The organism is Streptomyces sp. NPDC097129, from assembly GCF_055668065.1.
This window is the reverse complement of record NZ_JBVOQE010000011.1, coordinates 335113-355293: the sequence shown is the minus strand read 5'-3', so window position 1 is coordinate 355293 and position 20181 is coordinate 335113. Positions and strand designations below refer to the sequence as shown.

General features: G+C 72.2%; 19 protein-coding genes. 6 read left to right on the top strand and 13 right to left on the bottom strand.

The window, feature by feature from the left end; genetic code table 11:
* Positions 1–197 precede the first annotated feature (197 nt).
* Positions 198–398 (bottom strand): hypothetical protein, encoded by a 201-nt coding sequence (locus AC0B9F_RS29690; RefSeq protein WP_472007734.1) that lies wholly within the window; start codon positions 396–398, stop codon positions 198–200.
* Between the two features lie 194 nt (positions 399–592).
* Here AC0B9F_RS29690 and AC0B9F_RS29685 point away from each other — a divergent pair, with 194 nt between their 5' ends.
* The 4 genes from AC0B9F_RS29685 to AC0B9F_RS29670 all read left to right on the top strand — a co-directional run bounded on the left by AC0B9F_RS29685 (position 593) and on the right by AC0B9F_RS29670 (position 5077).
* The gene (locus AC0B9F_RS29685; RefSeq protein WP_472007733.1) at positions 593–1078 is read left to right on the top strand and encodes a MarR family winged helix-turn-helix transcriptional regulator; all 486 of its coding nucleotides are present in this window, start codon (positions 593–595) and stop codon (positions 1076–1078) included.
* A gap of 88 nt (positions 1079–1166) precedes the next feature.
* Complete coding sequence (locus AC0B9F_RS29680; RefSeq protein WP_472007747.1) at positions 1167–3623, top strand: MFS transporter; 2457 nt, start codon at positions 1167–1169, stop codon at positions 3621–3623.
* A gap of 109 nt (positions 3624–3732) precedes the next feature.
* The gene (locus AC0B9F_RS29675) at positions 3733–4554 is read left to right on the top strand and encodes a YceI family protein (RefSeq protein ID WP_472007732.1); all 822 of its coding nucleotides are present in this window, start codon (positions 3733–3735) and stop codon (positions 4552–4554) included.
* A gap of 49 nt (positions 4555–4603) precedes the next feature.
* Positions 4604–5077 carry a PPOX class F420-dependent oxidoreductase gene (locus AC0B9F_RS29670; protein WP_472007730.1) on the top strand — a complete coding sequence of 158 codons (474 nt, stop codon included), beginning with the start codon at positions 4604–4606 and terminating at the stop codon, positions 5075–5077.
* A gap of 3 nt (positions 5078–5080) precedes the next feature.
* On the opposite strand, the gene AC0B9F_RS29665 is transcribed toward AC0B9F_RS29670, so the two are convergent.
* The 8 genes from AC0B9F_RS29665 to AC0B9F_RS29630 all read right to left on the bottom strand — a co-directional run bounded on the left by AC0B9F_RS29665 (position 5081) and on the right by AC0B9F_RS29630 (position 14882).
* Positions 5081–5848 (bottom strand): TetR/AcrR family transcriptional regulator, encoded by a 768-nt coding sequence (locus AC0B9F_RS29665; protein WP_472007729.1) that lies wholly within the window; start codon positions 5846–5848, stop codon positions 5081–5083.
* 74 nt (positions 5849–5922) lie between these two features.
* On the bottom strand, positions 5923–7413 hold the full coding sequence (locus tag AC0B9F_RS29660) for an MFS transporter (RefSeq protein WP_472007727.1): 1491 nt from the start codon (positions 7411–7413) through the stop codon (positions 5923–5925).
* 59 nt (positions 7414–7472) lie between these two features.
* Positions 7473–9659: an ArnT family glycosyltransferase gene (locus tag AC0B9F_RS29655; protein WP_472007726.1), complete on the bottom strand. Its 2187-nt coding sequence runs from the start codon at positions 9657–9659 to the stop codon at positions 7473–7475.
* Positions 9656–11002, bottom strand: coding sequence for a bifunctional glycosyltransferase family 2/GtrA family protein (locus tag AC0B9F_RS29650; protein ID WP_472007724.1), 1347 nt, complete (start codon positions 11000–11002; stop codon positions 9656–9658). Before AC0B9F_RS29650 ends, AC0B9F_RS29655 begins: the two co-directional genes overlap by 4 nt.
* Before the next feature lie 14 nt (positions 11003–11016).
* Positions 11017–12573: a sensor histidine kinase gene (locus tag AC0B9F_RS29645; protein WP_472007722.1), complete on the bottom strand. Its 1557-nt coding sequence runs from the start codon at positions 12571–12573 to the stop codon at positions 11017–11019.
* Positions 12570–13310 (bottom strand): response regulator transcription factor, encoded by a 741-nt coding sequence (locus AC0B9F_RS29640; RefSeq protein ID WP_472007720.1) that lies wholly within the window; start codon positions 13308–13310, stop codon positions 12570–12572. The genes AC0B9F_RS29645 and AC0B9F_RS29640 overlap by 4 nt, the downstream gene beginning before the upstream one ends.
* Before the next feature lie 143 nt (positions 13311–13453).
* The gene (locus tag AC0B9F_RS29635; protein ID WP_472007718.1) at positions 13454–13831 is read right to left on the bottom strand and encodes an antibiotic biosynthesis monooxygenase family protein; all 378 of its coding nucleotides are present in this window, start codon (positions 13829–13831) and stop codon (positions 13454–13456) included.
* 178 nt (positions 13832–14009) lie between these two features.
* On the bottom strand, positions 14010–14882 hold the full coding sequence (locus AC0B9F_RS29630; protein ID WP_472007716.1) for a DUF2797 domain-containing protein: 873 nt from the start codon (positions 14880–14882) through the stop codon (positions 14010–14012).
* 277 nt (positions 14883–15159) lie between these two features.
* On the opposite strand from AC0B9F_RS29630, the gene AC0B9F_RS29625 reads away from it, so the two are divergent.
* Positions 15160–15930, top strand: a complete 771-nt coding sequence (locus AC0B9F_RS29625; protein ID WP_472007714.1) for a GAF and ANTAR domain-containing protein — start codon at positions 15160–15162, stop codon at positions 15928–15930.
* Between the two features lie 160 nt (positions 15931–16090).
* The gene (locus tag AC0B9F_RS29620; protein ID WP_472007712.1) at positions 16091–16333 is read left to right on the top strand and encodes a hypothetical protein; all 243 of its coding nucleotides are present in this window, start codon (positions 16091–16093) and stop codon (positions 16331–16333) included.
* Here the strand turns inward: AC0B9F_RS29620 and AC0B9F_RS29615 are convergent.
* The 4 genes from AC0B9F_RS29615 to AC0B9F_RS29600 form a co-directional block, all read right to left on the bottom strand.
* Complete coding sequence (locus AC0B9F_RS29615) at positions 16308–17216, bottom strand: RNA polymerase sigma-70 factor (protein ID WP_472007710.1); 909 nt, start codon at positions 17214–17216, stop codon at positions 16308–16310. The two genes, AC0B9F_RS29620 and AC0B9F_RS29615, sit on opposite strands and share 26 nt — an antisense overlap.
* A gap of 130 nt (positions 17217–17346) precedes the next feature.
* The gene (locus AC0B9F_RS29610; protein WP_472007708.1) at positions 17347–18546 is read right to left on the bottom strand and encodes an NAD(P)/FAD-dependent oxidoreductase; all 1200 of its coding nucleotides are present in this window, start codon (positions 18544–18546) and stop codon (positions 17347–17349) included.
* A gap of 247 nt (positions 18547–18793) precedes the next feature.
* Positions 18794–19324, bottom strand: coding sequence for a hypothetical protein (locus tag AC0B9F_RS29605; RefSeq protein ID WP_472007706.1), 531 nt, complete (start codon positions 19322–19324; stop codon positions 18794–18796).
* Positions 19325–19623: 299 nt separating this feature from the next.
* Positions 19624–20130, bottom strand: coding sequence for an SMI1/KNR4 family protein (locus tag AC0B9F_RS29600; protein WP_472007705.1), 507 nt, complete (start codon positions 20128–20130; stop codon positions 19624–19626).
* Between the last annotated feature and the right edge of the window lie 51 nt (positions 20131–20181).

Here is a 20181-nt window from a genome sequence, read left to right as displayed (position 1 = left end):
GGGTGTCCGTCCTCGGTCCGGCCGCCCGTTTCCGACGAACGTGCCGTTGCCCGGTGCCGGCCGCTGCGGGCGGACACCCCCCACCCCGGCCCCTTCCCGCCGTACGCGGGTGCCGGCCGTCGCCCCTTCCGCCACGGGTGCGGACCGTTGTCTTGCCCGGGCACCTCGTAGCGCCGGGTCGCCGCGTGCCCGGTTGGTTACTTCAGGGCCAGCCAAGCCACCACTGCGACGATCAGCACCGCTGCGATCGCGCCGATGATCAGGCCGACGCGGGGGCCGGAGGACGCGGGGGCGGCCTCCTGCCGGCGGCCCTGGGGGGCCTCGTCGACGAACGCGCGGAACATCTGGGTGTTGCCGGCGGGGTCGTAATTGCCCTGGGGGCCCTGGGTGTTAGCCATGGGCCGAGACACTAGCGAATCCGCCGGTGCGGCCCAAGTGCGGGGGCCACCACCCCTCAAGCCACCCCTACCTGTGCGTTTACTTCCGTAATACTTGCCTTTGCCAAGTTTTTATGCAGAGCCCACCTGTTTTATTTGCCTGCGGCAACCAACCAAGCTTATGGTTGCCCTAAGCAACGAACACGGGAGGCGTGATGGCCGCACAGGCGCAGTACGAGGAGCTGATCCGTCAGTTCAGCGCCTTCGGCGCCGTCAAAAGGGAGCTGGGACGGATCCTGCCGTCCGACTGCCCGAGCGGCTCGGCCGCCGTCCTGACGCTGCTCGGCCGGTACGGAGACATGCGCATGAGCAAGCTCGCGGAGCTGCTCGCCGTGGACATGTCCGTCACCAGCCGGCATGTGGCGCACGTGGCCGAGCGGGGCTGGATCGAGCGCTCCCCGGACCCGGCGGACAAGCGGTCGCGCATCGTGCGGCTCACCCCGGCGGGCAACCACAAGCTCGACGACCTCTCCCGGGCCACCACCCGGCTGCTGGCCGAGCGGCTCGGCGACTGGAGTGACGAGGAGGTCGCCCAGCTCACCCGGCTGATGCAACGGCTGCGGGCCAGTTTCGACGACTGCCGAACGCCACTCAGGCCACCCGTGTTCGAGACGACCACCCGTACACCCGCAAGCACGTAAGTAAAGGAAGCCCATGGCAACGACCACACCAGCCGGTGTGCGGGCTCATGCCAAGCACGGGGGAGGCGCCGCCGGCGACCACGCTCCGATGTCGCACCGGCAGATCATGGAGGCGCTCTCCGGGCTGCTGCTCGGCATGTTCGCCGCCATCCTGTCCTCCACCATCGTCTCCAACGCGCTGCCCGAGATCATCACGGACCTCGGCGGCGGTCAGAGCGCGTACACCTGGGTCGTGACCGCCTCGCTGCTGGCGATGACGGCCACCACTCCCCTGTGGGGCAAGCTCGCCGACCTGGTCAGCAAGAAGGCGCTGGTGCAGATAGCACTGTGCGTCTACATCGCGGGCTCGGTCGTCGCCGGTCTGGCGCAGAACCCCGGCATGCTGATCACCGCGCGTGCCGTGCAGGGCATCGGCGCCGGTGGTCTGTCCGCCCTGGCGCAGATCATCATGGCCGCGATGATCTCCCCGCGTGAGCGTGGCCGTTACTCCGGCTACCTCGGCGCGACCTTCGCCGTCGCCACCGTCGGCGGTCCGCTCATCGGTGGTGTCATCACCGACACCGACTGGCTCGGCTGGCGCTGGTGCCTGTACGTCGGTGTGCCGTTCGCGCTGATCGCCCTGCTGGTGCTGCAGAAGACGCTGCACCTGCCGGAGACCAAGCGGAAGGTCAAGGTCGACTGGGCCGGTGCCTTCTTCATCACCGCGGCCGTCTGCCTGCTGCTGGTCTGGGTCACCTTCGCCTCCGACAAGTACGACTGGCTGTCGTGGCAGACCGGTGTGATGGTCGGCGGCGCGGTCCTGCTGGGCCTGCTGTTCGTCTTCACCGAGACCAAGGCCAGCGAGCCGATCATCCCGCTGCGCCTGTTCAAGAACCGCACCATCACGCTGGCCTCGCTGGCCTCGCTGTTCGTCGGTATCGCGATGTTCGCGGGCACCGTCTTCTTCAGCCAGTACTTCCAGCTGGCCCGGGACAAGTCGCCGACGATGTCCGGCGTCATGACCATCCCGATGATCGGCGGCCTGTTCGTGTCGTCCACGGTCTCCGGGCAGGTCATCACCCGTACCGGCAAGTGGAAGGCCTGGCTGGTCTCCGGCGGTGTGCTGCTGACCGCGGGCATCGGCCTGCTGGGCACCATGCGTTACGACACCCCGTACTGGCACCTGGCGATCTTCATGGCGCTGATGGGTCTCGGCGTCGGCATGATGATGCAGAACCTGGTGCTGTCCACGCAGAACCAGGTCACCCCGAGCGACCTCGGCGCCGCGTCCTCCACGGTCACCTTCTTCCGCTCGCTCGGCGGTGCGGTCGGCGTCTCCGTGCTGGGCTCGGTGATGACCACCCGGATCAGCCACTACGCCAAGGACACCATCGGCCAGCTCAGCCCCAAGGAGCAGATGGCCGCGGCCAAGGCCTCCGGCGGCAGCACGCTGCCCGACATGGACGCGCTGCCCGCCCCCATCCGCAACTGGCTGGAAGGCGCCTACGGGCACGGCATCGGTGACATCTTCCTGTACGTCGCGCCGATCGCGTTCCTCGCCTTCCTCGTGACCCTGTTCATCAAGGAGGTCCCGCTGCGTACCAGTGGAGCCCTGGCCCAGGCCGCCGAGGCGAACACCGAGGCAGCCGCTCCGGCCGCCGCCCCCGTCGTCGCCGAGGCAGCCGTCACGCCGGTCCAGGACAAGACCCCGAGCTGGGCGTCGGCCGCCTCGGACACCGAGGCCGCCACGGACGGCATGCAGAAGCTCTCCGCCGTCGCCACCATCGAGCGGGACGAGCCCGTCTCCGGCGGCATCCCGGTCCGCGGCTCCGTCCGGGGCGCCGAGAGCGCGCCCGTGCCGCAGGCCGCCGTCACGCTGATCTCGCTGGCCGGCCGGCAGCTCGGCCGCTCGGTCGCCCAGGCCGACGGCTCCTACGCGGTCCACGCGCCCGGCGCCGGGTCGTACGTGCTGATCGCCTCCGCCGACGGTTTCCAGCCGCAGGCGTCCACCATCGTTGTGGGTGAGGAGCCCGTCGCCTACGACATCCTGCTCAGCGGCACCAGCGGTCTGACCGGTGTGGTGCGGGCCGCCGAGTCGGCGCTGCCGGTCAAGGACGCGATGGTCATCGTCACCGATGTCCGCGGTGATCTGCTGGCCAGCGCCACCACCGGCGAGCAGGGCGAGTTCTCCTTCGAGGAGCTGGTCCCGGGCACGGTCACCATCGCGGTCAACGCCGCCGGCTACCGGCCGCGCGCGCTGCCCGTCGAGGTCGGCGGCACCGGCGTGACCCGCATCGAGGTCGAGCTGGAGACCGGCGCCCAGGTCCAGGGCGTCGTCCGGGCGCCGCACGGCCCGCTGGCCGACGCCCGGGTGACCCTGGTCGACGCCGCCGGCAACGTCGTCTCCACCGCGACCACCGGCTCGGACGGGGCGTACGCCTTCACCGACCTCAACAGCGGCGAGTACACCGTCATCGCGACGGGCTACCCGCCGGTGGCCACCGCGCTCACCGTCAAGGGCGGCGTGGACGGCCACGACATCGAGCTCGCCCACCCCGGCGAGTAGTACGGCCCCGGCCCGCGGCGGGCGCGCGCTCTGAGACCCAGACGCGGCGCCCGCCGCGGGCCGGACTCTTACGACCGATTTGCACAGCTTCGCAGGGAGAAGAAACGGGATGGGACTGACCGCGAGGATCCGCACCCGGGACGGATGGGCCGTGTCGCACGCGGTCGTCACGGTGACCGACATGACCGGCACGCAGGTGCTGCGCGCCGAGGCCGACGCCGAGGGCGCCGTACGCGACGGGACGGCCCTGGCTCCCGGGGCGTACACCGTCATCGTCACCGCCGTCGGCTACGCGCCGGCCGCCTCCAGCGCCATCGTCACCGCGAGCGGACGCGCCGAGGTGGGCACGGTGACGCTGGCCCGGCAGGGCGGCACCGAACTGCCGCCGCCCGGACCGTGGACGATCGACCCGGTCCACTCCTCCGTGGGCGCCGTCGCCCAGCACCTGGGCATCTCCAGCGTGCGCGGCCGGTTCACGGACTTCGCCGGGACCGTCGAGATCGCCCCGGACGACGTCACCAAGTCGCGGGTCGAGGCGGTCATCCAGGCCGCGTCCATCGACACCGGCAACAAGATGCGCGACGACCACCTGCGCTCGCCGGACTTCCTGGACGTCGGCGCCTGTCCGGAGATCACCTTCCGGTCGACGGGCCTCACCGCCGCCGGTCCGGACCGCTGGACCGTCCACGGCGAGCTGGGCATGCACGGTGTGCTGCGCCCGGTCGACCTGGACCTGGCCTACCTCGGTTCCGGCGCCGACCCGTGGGGCGGCACCCGCGCCGCGTTCCGCGCCACGACGGAACTGCACCGCGAGGACTTCGCGATGAACTACAACCAGGTCCTCCAGGCGGGCATCGCCGCCATCGGCACCACCCTGAAGGTGGAACTGGACATCCAGACGGTCCAGGGCGACACCCTGCCGCAGGCGTAGGCACGCCAGGGTCAGGCAAACGCGGGCGTACGCCGCCTAGGCTGACGCCATGGCATCGAACATCGCGACCAACACCCGTGTGTCCTTGGACGAGCTGCTGGATTTCGTACGTCCCCGTCACCGCGCCCTGCTGCTGACCCGGCGCGGTGACGGCAGCCCCCAGGCGTCCCCGCTGACCTGCGGGGTCGACGACTCGGGCCGGATCGTGGTCTCCACCTACCCGGAGCGGGCCAAGACCCGCAACGCCAAGCGGGACGCGCGGGTCGCCGTCGTCGTGCTGAGCGACGAGTGGAACGGGCCGTGGGTGCAGATCGACGGCACCGCCGAGGTGATCGACACACCCGACTCCGTCGAGCCGCTCGTGGAGTACTACCGGACCATCGCCGGCGAGCACCCGGACTGGGACGAGTACCGGCAGGCCATGCTCGAGCAGGGCAAGTCGATCATCCGGATCACGCCGGAGCGGTGGGGGCCGATCGCCACGGGCGGTTTCCCGGCCCGGCTGGCAGAGCAGGACGGCTGAGCCTCAGCCGCGTTCCACCAGCGCCTCGATGCCCGCGATCAGCAGGTCGAGCGCGTAGGTGAAGTCCCGTTCCATCATCTCCTCGACCGTGTCGCCGCCGCGGGCCTCCATGATCTCCTTGGACTCCTGGAGGACCTCGGCGTAGGCAGCGGACTCGCTCACCTCCGCCACCGAGTGCCGGAAGTACTCGTCGCGGGACATGCCGAGGGCCGCGCTGCGCGTGTTGAAGTGGCCCTCGAGCGTGCCGTAGCCGTACACGAACTGGAAGACGGCCGAGATCGTGCTGGTGAGCCGGTGCACCGGCAGGCCGGTGCGGCGCACGACCAGCTGCACCACCCGGGAGAAGGCCAGGTTGTTCGGCCCGATGTTGAGGTACCGGCCGATCAGCGGCGACACCCACGGGTGGCGCACCAGCACCGCGCGGTACTGCTCGGCCAGTTCCCGCAGCTGCTCCCGCCAGTCGACGCCGGCCGCCGCGGGGTCGGGCAGCTCCATCTCGCCGTACACCGCGTCGAGGGCGAGCTCCAGCAGCTCGTCCTTGGTGTCGACGTACCAGTAGACGGACATCGCGGTGACGTTCAGCTCGGCGGCCAGCCGGCGCATGGAGAACTTCGCCAGCCCCTCGGCGTCCAGCAGCCGCACGCTGACCTCGGTGATCCGGTCCCGGTCGAGCCCCGACGGCTGGCCCGTGCCCCGCCCGCGGCGCGCCTTGCCCTCCAGCCAGACGCTGGTCCGCGCGGCCCCCTTGGCCTCCTGGCCTGCCTTCGCCATGGCGCACCTTCCTCGAATCCGTCACCGATCAAGATGCTAGGCCCTGCCGTTCGGACCGCCCCGGCGTCGCGAGCCTAGGCCGCGACCGCACCCTCGTCTGCCCTCGTCTCTTCCCGCTGCGCGCGGCGCAGCAACGCGGCGGCGAGTATCCCGCCGAGCAGAACGGCACTCGCGCCCACCAGTTGGCTGGTCCGAAGGCCGGCGGAGAACGCGTCCAGGACGCGCTGCCGTTCGCCCGCGCCGTGCGCCGCGGCGAGCGCCGCCGGCAGGGAGGAGGCGGCCACCGGGATCAGCGCCGCGAACCGCGCGTTCAGTACGGCGCCCAGCACGGCCACCCCGAGACCGTTGCCGAACTCCGCCAGGGTGCCGTTGACCGCGGCACCGACACCGGCCTTCGCGGGCGGGATCGAGCTCATGATGGCGTGGGCCATCGCCGGGCTGGCGATCGCGGTGCCGGCGCCGATGAGCAGCAGCCCGAGCAGCGTTCCGGCGTAGCCGTGCGCGGCGAGCACGGCGATGGACACCAGGCCCGCTGCCATCAGCGCCATGCCCAGCAGCACCGCCCCGGGGCCGCCGAGCCGGGCCGTCCAGCGCGCGGCCACCCCGGTGAAGTTCAGGGCCACGACGGTCAGTGCCAGCGGCGCGGTCCGCAGGCCCGCCTCCAGGGGGCCGTAGCCGAGGACGAACTGCAGGTGCTGGGTGAACAGGAACAGCGCACCGCCCATGCCGAACACGACCAGCACCGCCCCGGCGACCGCGCCGGTGAACCGGCGGTCGCGGAAGAAGCCCAGGTCCAGCATGGGGTACGGGATGCGCCACTCCCACCAGGCGAACAGCGCGAGGACGACCACGGCGACGGCCGCGCTCACCCCCACGCGGGAGGCGGTCCAGCCGTGCGCGGGGCCGGAGATGATGGCGTACACCAGCGCGGCCATGCCGATCGTGGACAGCAGCGCGCCGAGCAGGTCCGGGCGGTCGCCGTGGGGGCTCCTGGACTCGGGGACGAGCGCGACGACCGCCGCGAGGGCGAGCGCCGCGACCGGCAGGTTGACCAGGAATACGGCCCCCCACCAGTAGTGGCTCAGCAGGAAGCCGCCGATGACCGGTCCGGCGGCGAAACCGAGGGAGTTGACCGCGGCCCAGATGCCGATGGCCTTCCGCTGCTGCTCGGGCGTGAAGATCTGCATCACCACGGCCAGCGTGGTCGTCACGAGCAGCGCGCCCCCCACGCCCATGCCGGCCCGGGCGGCGATCAACTGGCCGGTGCCGTGGGCGAGTCCGGCGGCCAGCGATCCGGCGCCGAACAGGACGAGTCCGGTGACCAGCATCTTCTTGCGCCCGTACCGGTCGGCGGCGCTGCCGGCGGTGAGCAGCAGACCGGACTGCACCAGCGAGTAGGCGTTGATCATCCACTGGATGTCGGAGGTCGACGCGTGCAGCTCCCGGGTGAGCGAGGGGATCGCGACGTTGAGGACGGTGTTGTCGAGCAGCACCGTGAGCTGGGCCAGGCAGATCACCCCGAGGATCAGCCAGCGCTGGGGGTGGGGAGGGTGGGTGGCGGTCATGTTGTACACCGTATAGCGCTGGCTATACGGTGTACAACACACAGCGGTCTTTCGGTCGCTCAGCCGTTCGCCTTCTTCGTCAGGTCGTAGAAGGTGGCCGAGCCGGCCGTCACCTTCTTGAAGGTGCTCTGCACCCAGGAGGTGATCCGGGACGACGTGCCGTTGCCACCGCCCGTGCCGCCCGTGCCCCCGGCGATGAAGTAGTGGATCCTCCCTTCCTCGACGTACTTCTTGAACTGGGCGAGCGTCGGGGACGGGTCGGTGCCGTTGAAGCCGCCGATCGCCATCACCGGTTCGCCCGTGGACAGTTGGTAACTGGCCGCGTTCTGGGAGCCGATGGACGCGGCGACCCAGGTGTACTTCGAGGCGTCCGTCTCCAGGAGCTTCTTCGCCTCGGCGGAGACGTTCGCGCCGTTGAGCAGCCCGCCCATGCCGCCGCCCATGCCGCCACCCGTGCCACCGCCCATGCCGCCTTCGCCGCCCGTACGACCGCCGGGGAAGCCGTTGCCCGTCCCGCCGCCCGGCAACCGGCCGCCCTGGCCCTGGTTCTGCCCCGTTCCCGGGATGCCGCCGCCCGGGAAGCCGTTGCCCTGGCCCTGCTGGCCCGGCCGGCCCTGCTGCCCCGGCACCGCCCCGCCGGGGAAACCGCCGCGCATGCCGTCCGGGCCGCCCCGGCCGCCCATCATGCTCGCGCCCGCCGGGCCCGCCGTCGGGATGGAGCCCGTGTGCGCGGAGCCGACGGTGCTCAGCGTGTACGCCGTCGGACCGGCCAGCGCCGCCAGCAGGCTCACCGCCGCCGCGGCGAGCGCCATCCGCCGTGGCACGCGGCCCGCGAAGAGCAGACCGAGCGCCCCGGTCAGGCCGCCGGCCAGCACCAGCCACTTCAGCCACGGCAGGTAGTCCGGCGTGCGGTTGAGCAGCACGTATCCCCATACCGCCGCCGCCACGACGGACGCGGCGAGGGCCCACGCGGCCCACGTCTCCTTCCGGCGTTGCCACAGCAGCGCGGCGCCCATGCCGGTCACCGCCGCGAGGTACGGGGCGAGCGCCACCGTGTAGTACTGGTGGAAGATGCCCGCCATGTAGCTGAAGACGACCGCCGTCATCAGCAGCGAGCCGCCCCAGACGAGGAACGCGCCGCGGGTCACCGACGTACGGCGGCCCCTGCGGGTGGCCCACAGCGCGGCCGCCAGCAGGATCAGCGCCGTCGGCAGCAGCCAGGAGACCTGGGCGCCGACCTCGGAGCCGAACATGCGGTCCCAGCCGGTCGCGCCCCACATGCCGCCGCCGTTGCCGCCGCCGGGACCGCCGCCTCCGCCGACGCTGCCGGTCTCGTCGCCGCTGAGGCGGCCGAGGCCGTTGTAGCCGAAGGTCAGCTCCAGGAAGCTGTTGTTCTGCGAGCCGCCGATGTACGGGCGCGACGACGCCGGCCACAGCTCCACGATCGCGACCCACCAGCCGCCGGAGACGACCAACGCGACGGCGGCCAGGGCCAGTTGGGCGAGCCGTTTGCGCAGCCGCACCGGCGCGCAGACCGCGTACACCAGCGCCAGCGGGGGCAGGATCAGGAACGCCTGGAGGGTCTTGGCGAGGAACGCGAGACCGATCGCGGCCCCGGCCCACACCATCCACTTGGTGCGCCCGTCCTCCAGCGCGCGGACGACCAGGTAGCAGGCGCTCGCCATGAGCAGCGCCAGCATCGCGTCCGGGTTGTTGAAGCGGAACATCAGCGCCGCGACCGGGGTGAGCGCGAGCACCGCGCCCGCGATCAGGCCGGCCACCGGGCCGGACCGGCGCCGTACCGCCGCGTACACGACGGCGACGGCGGCGACGCCCATCAGCGCCTCGGGGGCGAGGATCGCCCACGAGTTCAGGCCGAAGACCCGCACCGACAGCTCCATCGGCCACAGCGAGGCGGGGGGCTTGTCGACGGTGATGGCGTTCGCGGCGTCGAGGGAGCCGAAGAAGAACGCCTTCCAGCTTCTGCTGCCGGCCTGGACCGCCGCCGAGTAGAAGGAGTTGGCCCAGCCGGAGGCGCTCAGGTCGTACAGGTAGAGCAGGCCCGTCGCCAGCAGCAGACCGAGGAAGGCCGGGCGCGCCCAGCGGGGGTCCTGCGGCCGTTCCGGGGTGTCACCGGCCGCGGGCGGCCCGGTGACGGGTTCCGCGGAGGGCGCGGAACCGGGGGTCGGGGTCGGGGGCGGGGGCGGGCCCCAGGTGGCCACGTCGTCAGGGCTGTGGGCGGTCATCGGCGGTCCCTCGGGTCGGTGTCGTACGGGCGCACCGGCTGCAGGCGCACGGTGACGTCCCTCAGGGCGGGGTCCGCGGCGTCGCCGGTGCGGAGGGGTGTGGGCTCCCGGTCCGGGAAGACCCAGGCGCGGAAGAGCAGGAACCGCAGCACCGTCGCCGCGAGGTTGGCGGCGATCAGCACCGCCAGCTCGGTGGAGTGCGCGGGCTGCGCCGTGGCCGCACCGAGCGCGGCCAGCGAGCCGCTGGTCAGGGCCAGCCCGATGCCGAACACGACGAGTCCCTGCGCCTGATGGCGTACGGCGCCGCCGCGGCCGCGCACCCCGAAGGTGAGCCGGCGGTTGGCGGCGGTGTTGGCGACCGCGGAGACCAGCAGGGCGAACGCGTTGGCGAGCTGGGAGCCGGTGACGGTGCGGAAGCCGCTGTACAGCAGCAGGTAGAAGACGGTCGACAGGCCGCCGACCACGCAGAAGCCGACGAGCTGGCGGGCCAGTCCGGTGGGGACGTCCTTGATGTCACGGTCGCGCGGGTCGTCGCCGAAGGGCCGGCTGAGCCGGTCCAGCGGCAGCGACCCGGTGGCCAGCGCCCTGCCCACCCGCCACACGCCCTTGAGGTCGTCGGTCGCGGTGGTGACGATGTGCACGGTCGAGTCGGGGTCGTCGACCCAGTCGACCGGCACCTCGTGGATGCGCAGTCCGGCGCGCTCGGCGAGCACCAGCAGCTCGGTGTCGAAGAACCAGCCGCTGTCCTCGACGAGCGGCAGCAGCACCCGGGCGACGTCCCCCCGGATGGCCTTGAAGCCGCACTGCGCGTCGGAGAAGCGGGCCTGGAGCGAGCCGCGCAGGATGAGGTTGTAGGTGCGGGAGATGAACTCCCGCTTGGCGCCCCGCACGACCCGCGCGCTGCGGCTCAGCCGGGAGCCGATCGCGAGGTCGGAGTGGCCGGAGATGAGCGGCGCGACCAGCGGCAGCAGCGCGTTGAGGTCGGTGGACAGGTCGACGTCCATGTACGCGAGGACCGGGGCGTCCGAGGCGGACCAGACGGCCCGCAGCGCCCGCCCGCGGCCCTTGAGCTCCAGCCGGCACACCCGCACCTGCGCGAGGGTCTCCGCCAGCCGCTCCGCCACCTGCGGGGTGGTGTCGGTCGACGCGTTGTCCGCGATGGTGATGCGGAACGCGTAGGGGAAGGTCCGGGTGAGGTGCTCGTGCAGTCGCTCGACGCACGGCCCCAGGTCCTTCTCCTCGTTGTGGACGGGGATCACGACGTCCAGGACAGGCGTTCCGGCTGGGGCGGCCGGGAGGTGCTCCCGCGCCGGCAGGGTGCCGGGAGAAGAGTCGGTTCGCATGCGAACGACTGTGGTCAGGCGCCCTGTCGCACCCGTGTGGTGGCGCTGTGCCGGGCCTGTGAGTCGTGCGCCGGCCGCGCGGTGAGCGCGGGCAGGCGCACGGTGAACACGGTCCGGCCGGGCACGCTGTCCACGGTGACGGCGCCGCCGTGCGCGGCCACGACGGCCTGCACGATGGCGAGGCCGAGCCCGGTGGAGCCGGTGGCCCGCGAGCGGGCCGAGTCACCGCGCGCGAACCGTTCGAAGACGTACGGGAGCAGCTCGGGCGGGATGCCGGGCCCGTCGTCCGCCACGTCCACGCAGCTCCAGGGCCCGTCGGCCCGCACGCGCGCGGTGACCGTCGTACCGGGCGGGGTGTGGGTGCGGGCGTTGGCGAGCAGGTTGACCAGCACCTGCTGGAGCCGGGCGGGGTCGGCGGACACCAGGGCCGGTTCGTCGGGCAGTTCCAGGCGCCACACGTGGTCGCGTCCGGCGGCCCGGGCGTCGCTGACGGTGTCGACGACGAGCGGGACGAGGTCGGTGTGCTCGCACCGCAGGGGCCGGCCGGCGTCCAGGCGGGCGAGCAGCAGCAGGTCCTCGACGAGCAGGGTCATCCGGGAGGCCTCGGACTCGATACGGCCGAGCGCGTGCCGGGTGTCGGGGCCGACCTGTTCGCGGCCGCGCCGGGTCAGCTCGGCGTATCCGCGGATGGAGGCGAGCGGGGTGCGCAGCTCGTGGCTGGCGTCGGCGACGAACTGCCGTACCCGCGTCTCGCTCTCCTGGCGGGCGTGCAGCGCGCCGTGCACATGGTCGAGCATGCGGTTCAGCGCGGCGCCGACCCGGCCGACCTCGGACGTCGGGTCGCACTCGGACTCCGGGACGCGTTCGCTGAGGTTCACCTCGCCGCTGTGCAGGGGCAGTTCGGAGACCCGGGTGGCGGTCGCGGCGACCTTGCGCAACGGTCGGGTGGCGACGCCGACGAGCACGGACCCGGCGATCGCGGCGGCGACCAGCCCGGCGGCGGTGACGCTGACCTCGACGAGGATCAGGGTGTTGACGGTGGAGTCGGTCTGGCTGGTGGGAACGGCGACGTAGAAGGCGCCGTTACGGCCGCTCTGGTATTCCACCTGGTACTTGCCCAGGCCCGAGACGTCCACGGTGTGCGGGTGCCCGTCACGAGGTACGGCGCCGAGCACCGCGAGCTGCCCGGAGTCGAGGTACACGGCCTCGGCTGTCCTGTCCTCCCGGGCCTTGCTGACCACACCCCGGGTGACCTGGCCGCCGACGACGGTCGCGCCGACTGTGCCGAAGCCGCCCTGGGGCCCCCGGGTGACGAAGTCGAGCGGGTCCTGACCGTTCATCGGCCTCGGCCCCGGATCACCGCCCGCCGGACCCGCCGCCCGCATCGACAACTCCCCCAGCTGCCGGTTCAGCTGATCGTACAGATGCGAGCGCAGCGCCAGCGTTGTCACCGTGCCGATCACCGCGCACACCACGGCGATCAACACCACCGACGCGACGACGAGCCGCGTCCGCAGCGTGCGCGGCTGCCGGCCCCGCCACCGCGTCCGCGGCCGTCGCCGGGCGCTCATGACACCGCGGGCTTGATGAGGTAGCCGGCGCCGCGCCGGGTGTGGATCATCGGCTCGCGGCCCGCGTCGATCTTCCGCCGCAGGTAGGAGATGTACAGCTCGACGACGTTGGCCTGGCCGCCGAAGTCGTAGGACCAGACGCGGTCGAGGATCTGCGCCTTGCTGAGCACGCGCCGCGGGTTGCGCATCAGGAAGCGCAGCAGCTCGAACTCGGTGGCGGTGAGATGGATGTTGTCGCCGCCCCGGGACACCTCGTGGCTGTCCTCGTCGAGCATCAGGTCGCCGACGACGAGCACCGAGTCCGAGCGCCGGTCGGCGGCGCCGGCACGCCGGATGAGCCCGCGCAGCCGCGCCACGACCTCCTCCAGGCTGAACGGCTTGGTGACGTAGTCGTCGCCGCCCGCGGTGAGGCCGGCGATCCGGTCCTCGACGGCGTCCTTCGCGGTCAGGAAGAGGACGGGCACGTCCGGCATCTCGCGGCGCAGCCGCCCGAGGACGGACAGCCCGTCCATGTCGGGCAGCATCATGTCGAGCACAACGGCGTCCGGCCGGAACTCCCGCGCACAGCGGAGGGCGCCCTGCCCGTCCCCCGCGCTGCGGATGTTCCAGCCCTCGTAGCGCAACGCCATCGACAGCAGCTCGGTGATCGACAGCTCGTCGTCCACCACAAGCACCCGGACGGGGCTCCCGTCCGGCCTCAGCAGTTCGGTGCGCCCCTGGGGCGAGGTCGTGGTCATGGCGACCACCGTGTCCGGCACCTCTGAGAGGAGGCTTTCGCGCGTCTGTGATTTTCCTGAGAAACGCACAGGGGGCTGACAGGAACGGGCTCGGTTGCCCGGGCTCGGCGCCCCCTCCCGTGCCGCTGGGGCCCGGGGGGTGGTCAGTCCTCGGCAGGACGTTCGTAGGTGTGGCTGCGCTCCACCTTGGCCACATGCAGGGTGTACCGCTCGTACCAGTGTGCGCGGCCGCGCTGCTGGGCCCGCCGGTGTTCGAGGTCGCTGCGCCAGGCGTCGAGGGCGGCGGCGTCCCGGAAGTAGCCGACGGTGATCGACAGCCCGCCGGAGCTGCGCGCGTGGTCCATGCCGAGGAATCCCGGCACCTCGGCGACGAGTTCCTCCATCCGCTCGGCGGTCTCGGCGTACCCGTCCTCGTCCGCCGTCCGGACGGAGGTGAAGACGACGGCGTAGTAGGGCGGCTCGTGGGCGGGGACGGGAACGGGGACGGGCCCGTGCCCGGCGGAGGACTGGGGATCACTCATGCACCCAGCGTGATCCCTCCCGGCGCCGTCCACCAGCCCTTTTGCCCAACGGTCGGACAGGCTTTCCACCACGGTCGGAACAACTCGTCAGGACACCCCGGCGGAACACCCCGCCAGAACACCTCGCCAGAACACCTCGCCGGAACAACCCGCCAGAACACCTCGCCGGGACAACCCGTCAGAACAACCCGTCCTGCGCGGGCCCCTCTCTCCTCAGCGCCACGACCGGCACGGACAGTTCGCCGGCCGCCGCGGGAACCAGACCCCACCCCGGCAGCAGCCGCGTGTCGAGGACGACGTCGCCGCGCGCCGTGCGCAGATGCAGGTCCGGTCCGGCCGCCGCGGCCAGCTCTCCGCACACCGCGCCTCCCGCGACCAGCCCGCGCACCTCCCCCACGGGCGCGGAGATCCGGTGCAGCCCGAACGCCTGAGCGTGATCGGCAACCCGGCACGGTTCGCGCGCGAGCGACTCCGGCCACCCGCCGAGCGTCAGAGCCCGCGCGTGCAGGGCCACCACCTCGGCGGCTCGCTCGCCCGGGTCAGCGGGCAGCCACGCCCGCACGGCCCGCTTCTCGGCGTACGCGATCCAGTCCGGGACGCCCAGCGCGGACCGCAGCAGCTCCTCGGTCCGCCGCGCCGCCATCAGCGGCCCGGCCCCGAGCCAGCTGAAACAGACGGCCCCCTGCTCCAGCAGCCGGGCGCCCCCGCGCTCCACAGCGGTGATCCCGACCTTGACCAGTCCGGGCCCGAACCAGGCCAGATAGACGTGATACGGCCGCGGATCGTCCGCCATTGTGTCCGCGGCCACGGAGTGCGCCCGGTCCAGTCGCGCGCATTCCTCGCACCGCGCTCCCGTACTGCGCGCCGGGACCTGCGTCCGCCCCGGGCACGGATGCCCCCGCGCCCCGACACACGTCCGCCCACCCCCTTCCACCACCGCGAAGGCCACCGTCTTCCCCCAGGTCAGCGCGGAGCGCCGCCCCCCGTCCCACACCAGCTCGGGGCTGCCGTCCGCCCACCGCATCCCCGCGCATCGCCACACCTGTGCCATCACTGCCGAGCGTAGGGGCAGCCACTGACAACGCGACCGCGGAGCAGGGGGCCGCCGGGCGTTCCGCGCACGGGAGCGCCAGGTTTCCCGGGCACCGGACCGACCGCCAGGATTCCCGCCACGGGACCGTCAGGTTTTCCGGGCCGTGCGGGCGGAGACTCGGGCGGTGTGGACGGCCGTCTGTTCCCCGTGCCCGTTGCTTCCACCACAGCAGTCCGGTCTGTGAAGCAAGATCGGCGAAGCCAGTGGTGGACGCGGGCGCGGGGAGGTGAGGGCGGTGGCGGTGACCGGTGACGACGCGTTCGAGGACGACGACTACGAACGGCAGACCGACGCCCGGCGCGCCCTCGTGGCCCGGGAACTGATCGTCGGCGTCCGGGGCCTGCGCCCCGCCGAGGTGCCCGACGCGCTGTGCCGGGCCTGTTTGACGCTGCTGCCGTGGGTGTCGGGCGTGTCGGTGTCCGTCTACGGACGCGACGCGGACACCGGAGTCGTGCTGTGCGCGAGCGACGCCGTAGCCACCCGGATCGCGGAGATCCAGTACACGCTCGGCGAGGGACCCTGCGCCGAGGCCGTCCAGCTGCGCGCCCCGGTGTTCGCGACGGATCTGACCCGCTCGCCCGACGCCCGCCGGTGGCCGCTGTTCAGCGACCAGGCCGCCAAGGCGGGCGCGCAGGCCGCCTTCTCCCTCCCCTTGACGGTCGCCGGGACCCCCTTGGGGACCCTGGACCTGTACCGGCAGGTGACGGGTTCGCTGAGCGAGGACCAGGTGAGCTGGGCGCTGCTGGTCGCCGACGCGGTCACCCTGGCCGTCATCGCGCTCGACCGGTCCTCTGCCGGGACCAACGGAGTCGTGACGTGGCTGGAGGGAGCGCAAACCGACCGGGAGGAGGTGCACCAGGCCACCGGGATGATCATGGTGCAGCTCGGCGTGGGAGCGGACGAGGCCGTACTTCTCCTCCGTGCCCGGGCCTTCGCGCAGGGCCGCACGACGACCGAGATCGCACGGGCGGTCATCGCCCGCACCCTGGACATCCGCAACGACTGACCGCACACCACAACATGACCGACCGCACAACCGCGCCGAACCCGCCCAGGAGGCGAGCCTGAACCGCGAGCGAGAGCCGGCGCGGGCGTTCGTCGACCTGGCGGACACTTATGCGAAGGAATGCCGACTCCGCCGCGCTGTCGCTGATGCACCGGTCTCCATGGAACCGGCGCGCGGCGACGACGTCATGACGCGGGTGCGCAGCGCCCTCGGCGCCACGGCCACCCTGGAGATCGCCAAGGGCATGGCCGCCGCCTACGCCGACATCTCGGTCGCGGAGGCCGGCCGCCGGCTGAACGACCATGCCGCCCCCTACCGGGTCAGCTGCGCCGGGACCGCGAAAGCCCTGGTGAACCACACGATGGACCTCGGGTCGGTCATGAGCGCGCCCATGACCGGGTGAACGCGGTCTCGCCGCCGACGCGCGACAGCTTGTGCGGGTTGCGGACGTAGTACAGGCCGGTGATCAGGCCGTCCTCGACCCGCAGCGCCATGACGCCGTCGATCTCGCCGTCGACGCGCAGCAGATACGCCGGGCTGCCGTTGACCTGCGTGAGTTCGGCGCTGATCGCGTACCCGGCCTTGCGCATGGCGCCGATGGCGAAGCGGGCCACCTTGTCCGCGCCGAGGATGGGGCGCCGCGCGGCCTGCTTGACGCCGCCGCCGTCGCTGACCAGGACCACCTCGGGGGCGAGCACATCGAGCAGCCCCTGCAGATCGCCGGTCTCCACGGCCCGCTGGAACGACTCCAGGACCGTCCGGGTCACGCCCGCGGAGACCGCCTCGCGCGGGCGGCGGGCGTCGACGTGCCGGCGGGCTCGGTGCGCGATCTGACGCACGGCCGCCGGGCTCTTGTCGACGGCGGCGGCGATCTCGTCGTAGCCGAGGCCGAACACCTCACGCAGGACGAAAACGGCCCGCTCGGTCGGCGACAGCGTCTCCAGCACGAGCATGAGCGCCATCGACAGGCTCTCGGCCAGCTCCACGTCCTCGGCCACGTCCGGCGCGGTGAGCACCGGCTCCGGCAGCCAGGGGCCGACGTACGCCTCCTTGCGGCGCTTCATCGTGCGCAGCCGGTTGAGCGCCTGCCGGGTGGTGATCCGCACCAGGTAGGCGCGCCGGTCCCGCACCTGCTCCAGATCGACCTTGTCCCAGCGCAGCCAGGTCTCCTGCAGGACGTCCTCGGCGTCGGCCGCCGAGCCGAGCATCTCGTAGGCCACCGTGAACAGCAGGTCGCGGTGGGCGACGAAGCTGTCGGTGGCCGGCTGGGTGGTGTGGTCGTTCACCTGTCGTTCCCCTCTTCCGTCACGGCTGCCGTGACCGGTCCCGGATGCCTGCGCCGCCCGTCCGGCGCCCGGATGCATACGACGCCCGGCCGGCACCCGCAGGCCTACGCTGCCCGTCGGACCCGGATGCCTACGCTGCCCGTCCGGCGGTGGCCGGCGCCTCGGCTCGCCGCGCCGCGAGCAGCTCCGGGCGCTTGCCGTCCTTCGCCCACCAGGTGCGCACACCCGGCCTGCGGGCCTCGTAACCCAGCTGCCAGACGGTACTGCGGCAGATGATCTCCTTGAGCCCGGCGCCCGGACGGCCGCCGAGGTGGAGCGGTACGGCGACGTCGTCGCGGTGTGCGAACTGGAAGACGCCCGCGCGCCGCCCGAGGCTCAGACACACACCGGCGAACCCGACCTGGACGGGCCTGGGCGGCGTACCCGCGATCCGGCTGAGCACGATCTCGGCGGCCTGCGGACCGAGCTGCACCGCCGACTGGCAGCCCATCCGGTACGGCAGTCCGGAGGGCGCCGCCGCGTCCCCGGCCGCCACGATGCGCTCGTCGTCCACGCTCGTCAACGTCTCGTCCGTGAGCAGCCGGCCCAGGGCGTCGGTCCGCAGCCCGCTGCGCGCGGCGAGGTCCGGCACGCCGAACCCGGCGGTCCACACGGTGACGTCACTGCGCAGCAAGCGCCCGTCCCGAAGCGTGACGGCATCACGAGCCACGCCGGTCACCTCCGTACCGGGCCCGTCGCACACGCGCACCCCGAGCCGGGCCAGCCGCCGGGCGACGGCGCGCCGCCCCCGCGCGTGCAGCGACGGCCCGAGCGCACCGCCGCACACCAGGGTCACGACCCGCCCCTGCTCCGCCAGCTCGGCTGCGGTCTCGATCCCGGAGGGCCCGGCCCCGACGACCGTCACCGCGGCCGTCGCCGGCGCGGCATCGAGCAGGGGCCGCAGCCGCTCGGCGTCCTCCAGGCGGGCGATCGGACGGGCGAACTCGGCGGCACCGGGCACCTGAGGATCGGCGCTGCCACTGCCGACGGCGTAGACGAGGTAGTCGTACGCGAGGGCGTCCCCGCCGGCCAGCGCGACCCGGCGCCCGGCGGTGTCGATCCGCTCCACGCTGCCGACGACCAGCCGCACGGGCCCGGCCAGCACCGTGCGGTAGTCGACGACGGCACCGTGAGTGCCACCCACCAGCTGGTGCAGCCGGATCCGCTCGACGAAGGAGGGCCGCGGGTTGATCAGGGTGACGCTCACGCCGTCGCGCCGCGTGAGCCGGTTGGCGGCCATGACACCGGCGTACCCGCCACCGATGACGATGACGTCGATGGTCTCGGACATGGGGCCCTCCTGGTCTGTGATGTCACCGTTCACCCCCAAGACACCGGCCGCCGCGCGGCTGTGACAGGAGGTGAGCCGGATCACTCGGCCCGGGGCCGAACGCCGAAGGCCCCGGGTCGAGTGATCCGGGGCCTTCGCTCTGCGTGTACTCGGCTGGGTTACGAGCCCGCGACCTTCTGATCGGCAGGATCGGGCGGCTCCTCGGGCGCGAGCGCAGCGCCTTCGGACCATGGTCCCGCTGTCGCTCTTAGAGGCCGCCGACCTTGACGGGGAACTCCTCGATGACGGCGAGCACCTTGGCCGGGTCCTCCGGGTCGACCAGCTCGACCGGCTTCTCCAGCTTGTAGACGTCGCCCCGGGGCGGGTACTGGGTCAGCTGTCCGATGAGGACCATCGGCTCCTTGGTGGTCAGAACCAGCGGTTCCTCCTCGGGCCGGTCGATGGTCATCGTGAAGGTCGTGACCTCGCGAAGCTCGTACCTGGGCGGGAACTGCTGGGTCACGCGCAAGGTGCTGGGCGCGTCGACGTCGACATCGTCCTGCTCGATGGTGAGGGTGCCGCCGTCCATCCCGTCCCCGTGCGGCAGCTCCGCAGACACCCGGTGTCCAACGGTGCGCAGCCGCACGGAGTTGATCGGGTCGTCGGGGTTGACGTCGACGCGGTGCTTGATGCCGCCCCGGAAGTCGACGCTGACGGGGGTGTTCTCGATCCGGAGCTGGGTGTTGATGGCAAGGCGGGAGCAGGGGATCTCGGCGCCGATCGGCGGAAGCCCAGGCATGTGCAAGGCCTTACGTGAGTGGGGACTGCTGACCCCGGCCATTCAAGCGGGGGGTGCGCTCACCCTCGCCCCATTCACTCCGCGGTGGGCGCGCTGTCCCACCAAGAGACACGCCCACGAAAGGATCACGCGCGGCAGCCGGGTCCAGCGGAGGGGGTGATGCGGATACTGCACGCCCCCGAAACGCCGAAGGCCCCGGAGTGATCCGGGGCCTTCGTCCTGTGTGCACTCGGCAGGATTCGAACCTGCGACCTTCTGGTCCTGCAAGAGCAGCTGGAGTGCGGCCTGATGCGGATCGTTCACCGGGCGGGGCAGTTCCTGGCGGACAACTCGCGATGTGGGTAGGACCCATCGGGCATGGTGCCGTGAAGCCAGTCGGTCAGCCACCCGGCCAGTGACTGCCCCAGCGGGGCCAGGGCGTGCTCCTTGCAGCAGAGGTTGGGGTCCCAGTCCCACATCTGCCCGTCCGCCGTCTTGAAGTCGATGAGCGCCCACATGGCGCATCCTCGGTCCATGAGCGGCACGATCCCTGGTGGGATCCCACGCTCGGGATCGGCGAGCTCGCGGTACGCCATCGCGATGTCCTCGCAGTCACTGAACCAGTCACCCGTGTCCGTGAGGGACACGGCCTCTGCCGGTCCGAAGCCGCCATTGGAGACCTCGAGGTAGATCCTTTTCAGCAGTTCGGGCATCGGGTGCCCCACTATCCGTTCGAACCCGGCGGCGTCCTCCGGAGAGGCCGGACCAGGCAGTTCCTGGTCAGCCGCGTACGCACGGACGGCCGCTACGAGATCTGCATCAGTCACATGCGGATACTCGGCGACGCTACGTCATTTGTCGACGGCCCCGGAGTTTTG

What these genes read in the sequence shown, in the direction of transcription:
- AC0B9F_RS29690 (WP_472007734.1), bottom strand. Translation starts at nt 398, where the DNA reads ATGGCTAACACCCAGGGCCCCCAGGGCAATTACGACCCCGCCGGCAAC.
- AC0B9F_RS29685 (WP_472007733.1), top strand. Translation starts at nt 593, where the DNA reads ATGGCCGCACAGGCGCAGTACGAGGAGCTGATCCGTCAGTTCAGCGCC.
- AC0B9F_RS29680 (WP_472007747.1), top strand. Translation starts at nt 1,167, where the DNA reads ATGTCGCACCGGCAGATCATGGAGGCGCTCTCCGGGCTGCTGCTCGGC.
- AC0B9F_RS29675 (WP_472007732.1), top strand. Translation starts at nt 3,733, where the DNA reads ATGGGACTGACCGCGAGGATCCGCACCCGGGACGGATGGGCCGTGTCG.
- AC0B9F_RS29670 (WP_472007730.1), top strand. Translation starts at nt 4,604, where the DNA reads ATGGCATCGAACATCGCGACCAACACCCGTGTGTCCTTGGACGAGCTG.
- AC0B9F_RS29665 (WP_472007729.1), bottom strand. Translation starts at nt 5,848, where the DNA reads ATGGCGAAGGCAGGCCAGGAGGCCAAGGGGGCCGCGCGGACCAGCGTC.
- AC0B9F_RS29660 (WP_472007727.1), bottom strand. Translation starts at nt 7,413, where the DNA reads ATGACCGCCACCCACCCTCCCCACCCCCAGCGCTGGCTGATCCTCGGG.
- AC0B9F_RS29655 (WP_472007726.1), bottom strand. Translation starts at nt 9,659, where the DNA reads ATGACCGCCCACAGCCCTGACGACGTGGCCACCTGGGGCCCGCCCCCG.
- AC0B9F_RS29650 (WP_472007724.1), bottom strand. Translation starts at nt 11,002, where the DNA reads ATGCGAACCGACTCTTCTCCCGGCACCCTGCCGGCGCGGGAGCACCTC.
- AC0B9F_RS29645 (WP_472007722.1), bottom strand. Translation starts at nt 12,573, where the DNA reads ATGAGCGCCCGGCGACGGCCGCGGACGCGGTGGCGGGGCCGGCAGCCG.
- AC0B9F_RS29640 (WP_472007720.1), bottom strand. Translation starts at nt 13,310, where the DNA reads ATGACCACGACCTCGCCCCAGGGGCGCACCGAACTGCTGAGGCCGGAC.
- AC0B9F_RS29635 (WP_472007718.1), bottom strand. Translation starts at nt 13,831, where the DNA reads ATGAGTGATCCCCAGTCCTCCGCCGGGCACGGGCCCGTCCCCGTTCCC.
- AC0B9F_RS29630 (WP_472007716.1), bottom strand. Translation starts at nt 14,882, where the DNA reads ATGGCACAGGTGTGGCGATGCGCGGGGATGCGGTGGGCGGACGGCAGC.
- AC0B9F_RS29620 (WP_472007712.1), top strand. Translation starts at nt 16,091, where the DNA reads ATGGAACCGGCGCGCGGCGACGACGTCATGACGCGGGTGCGCAGCGCC.
- AC0B9F_RS29610 (WP_472007708.1), bottom strand. Translation starts at nt 18,546, where the DNA reads ATGTCCGAGACCATCGACGTCATCGTCATCGGTGGCGGGTACGCCGGT.
- AC0B9F_RS29605 (WP_472007706.1), bottom strand. Translation starts at nt 19,324, where the DNA reads ATGCCTGGGCTTCCGCCGATCGGCGCCGAGATCCCCTGCTCCCGCCTT.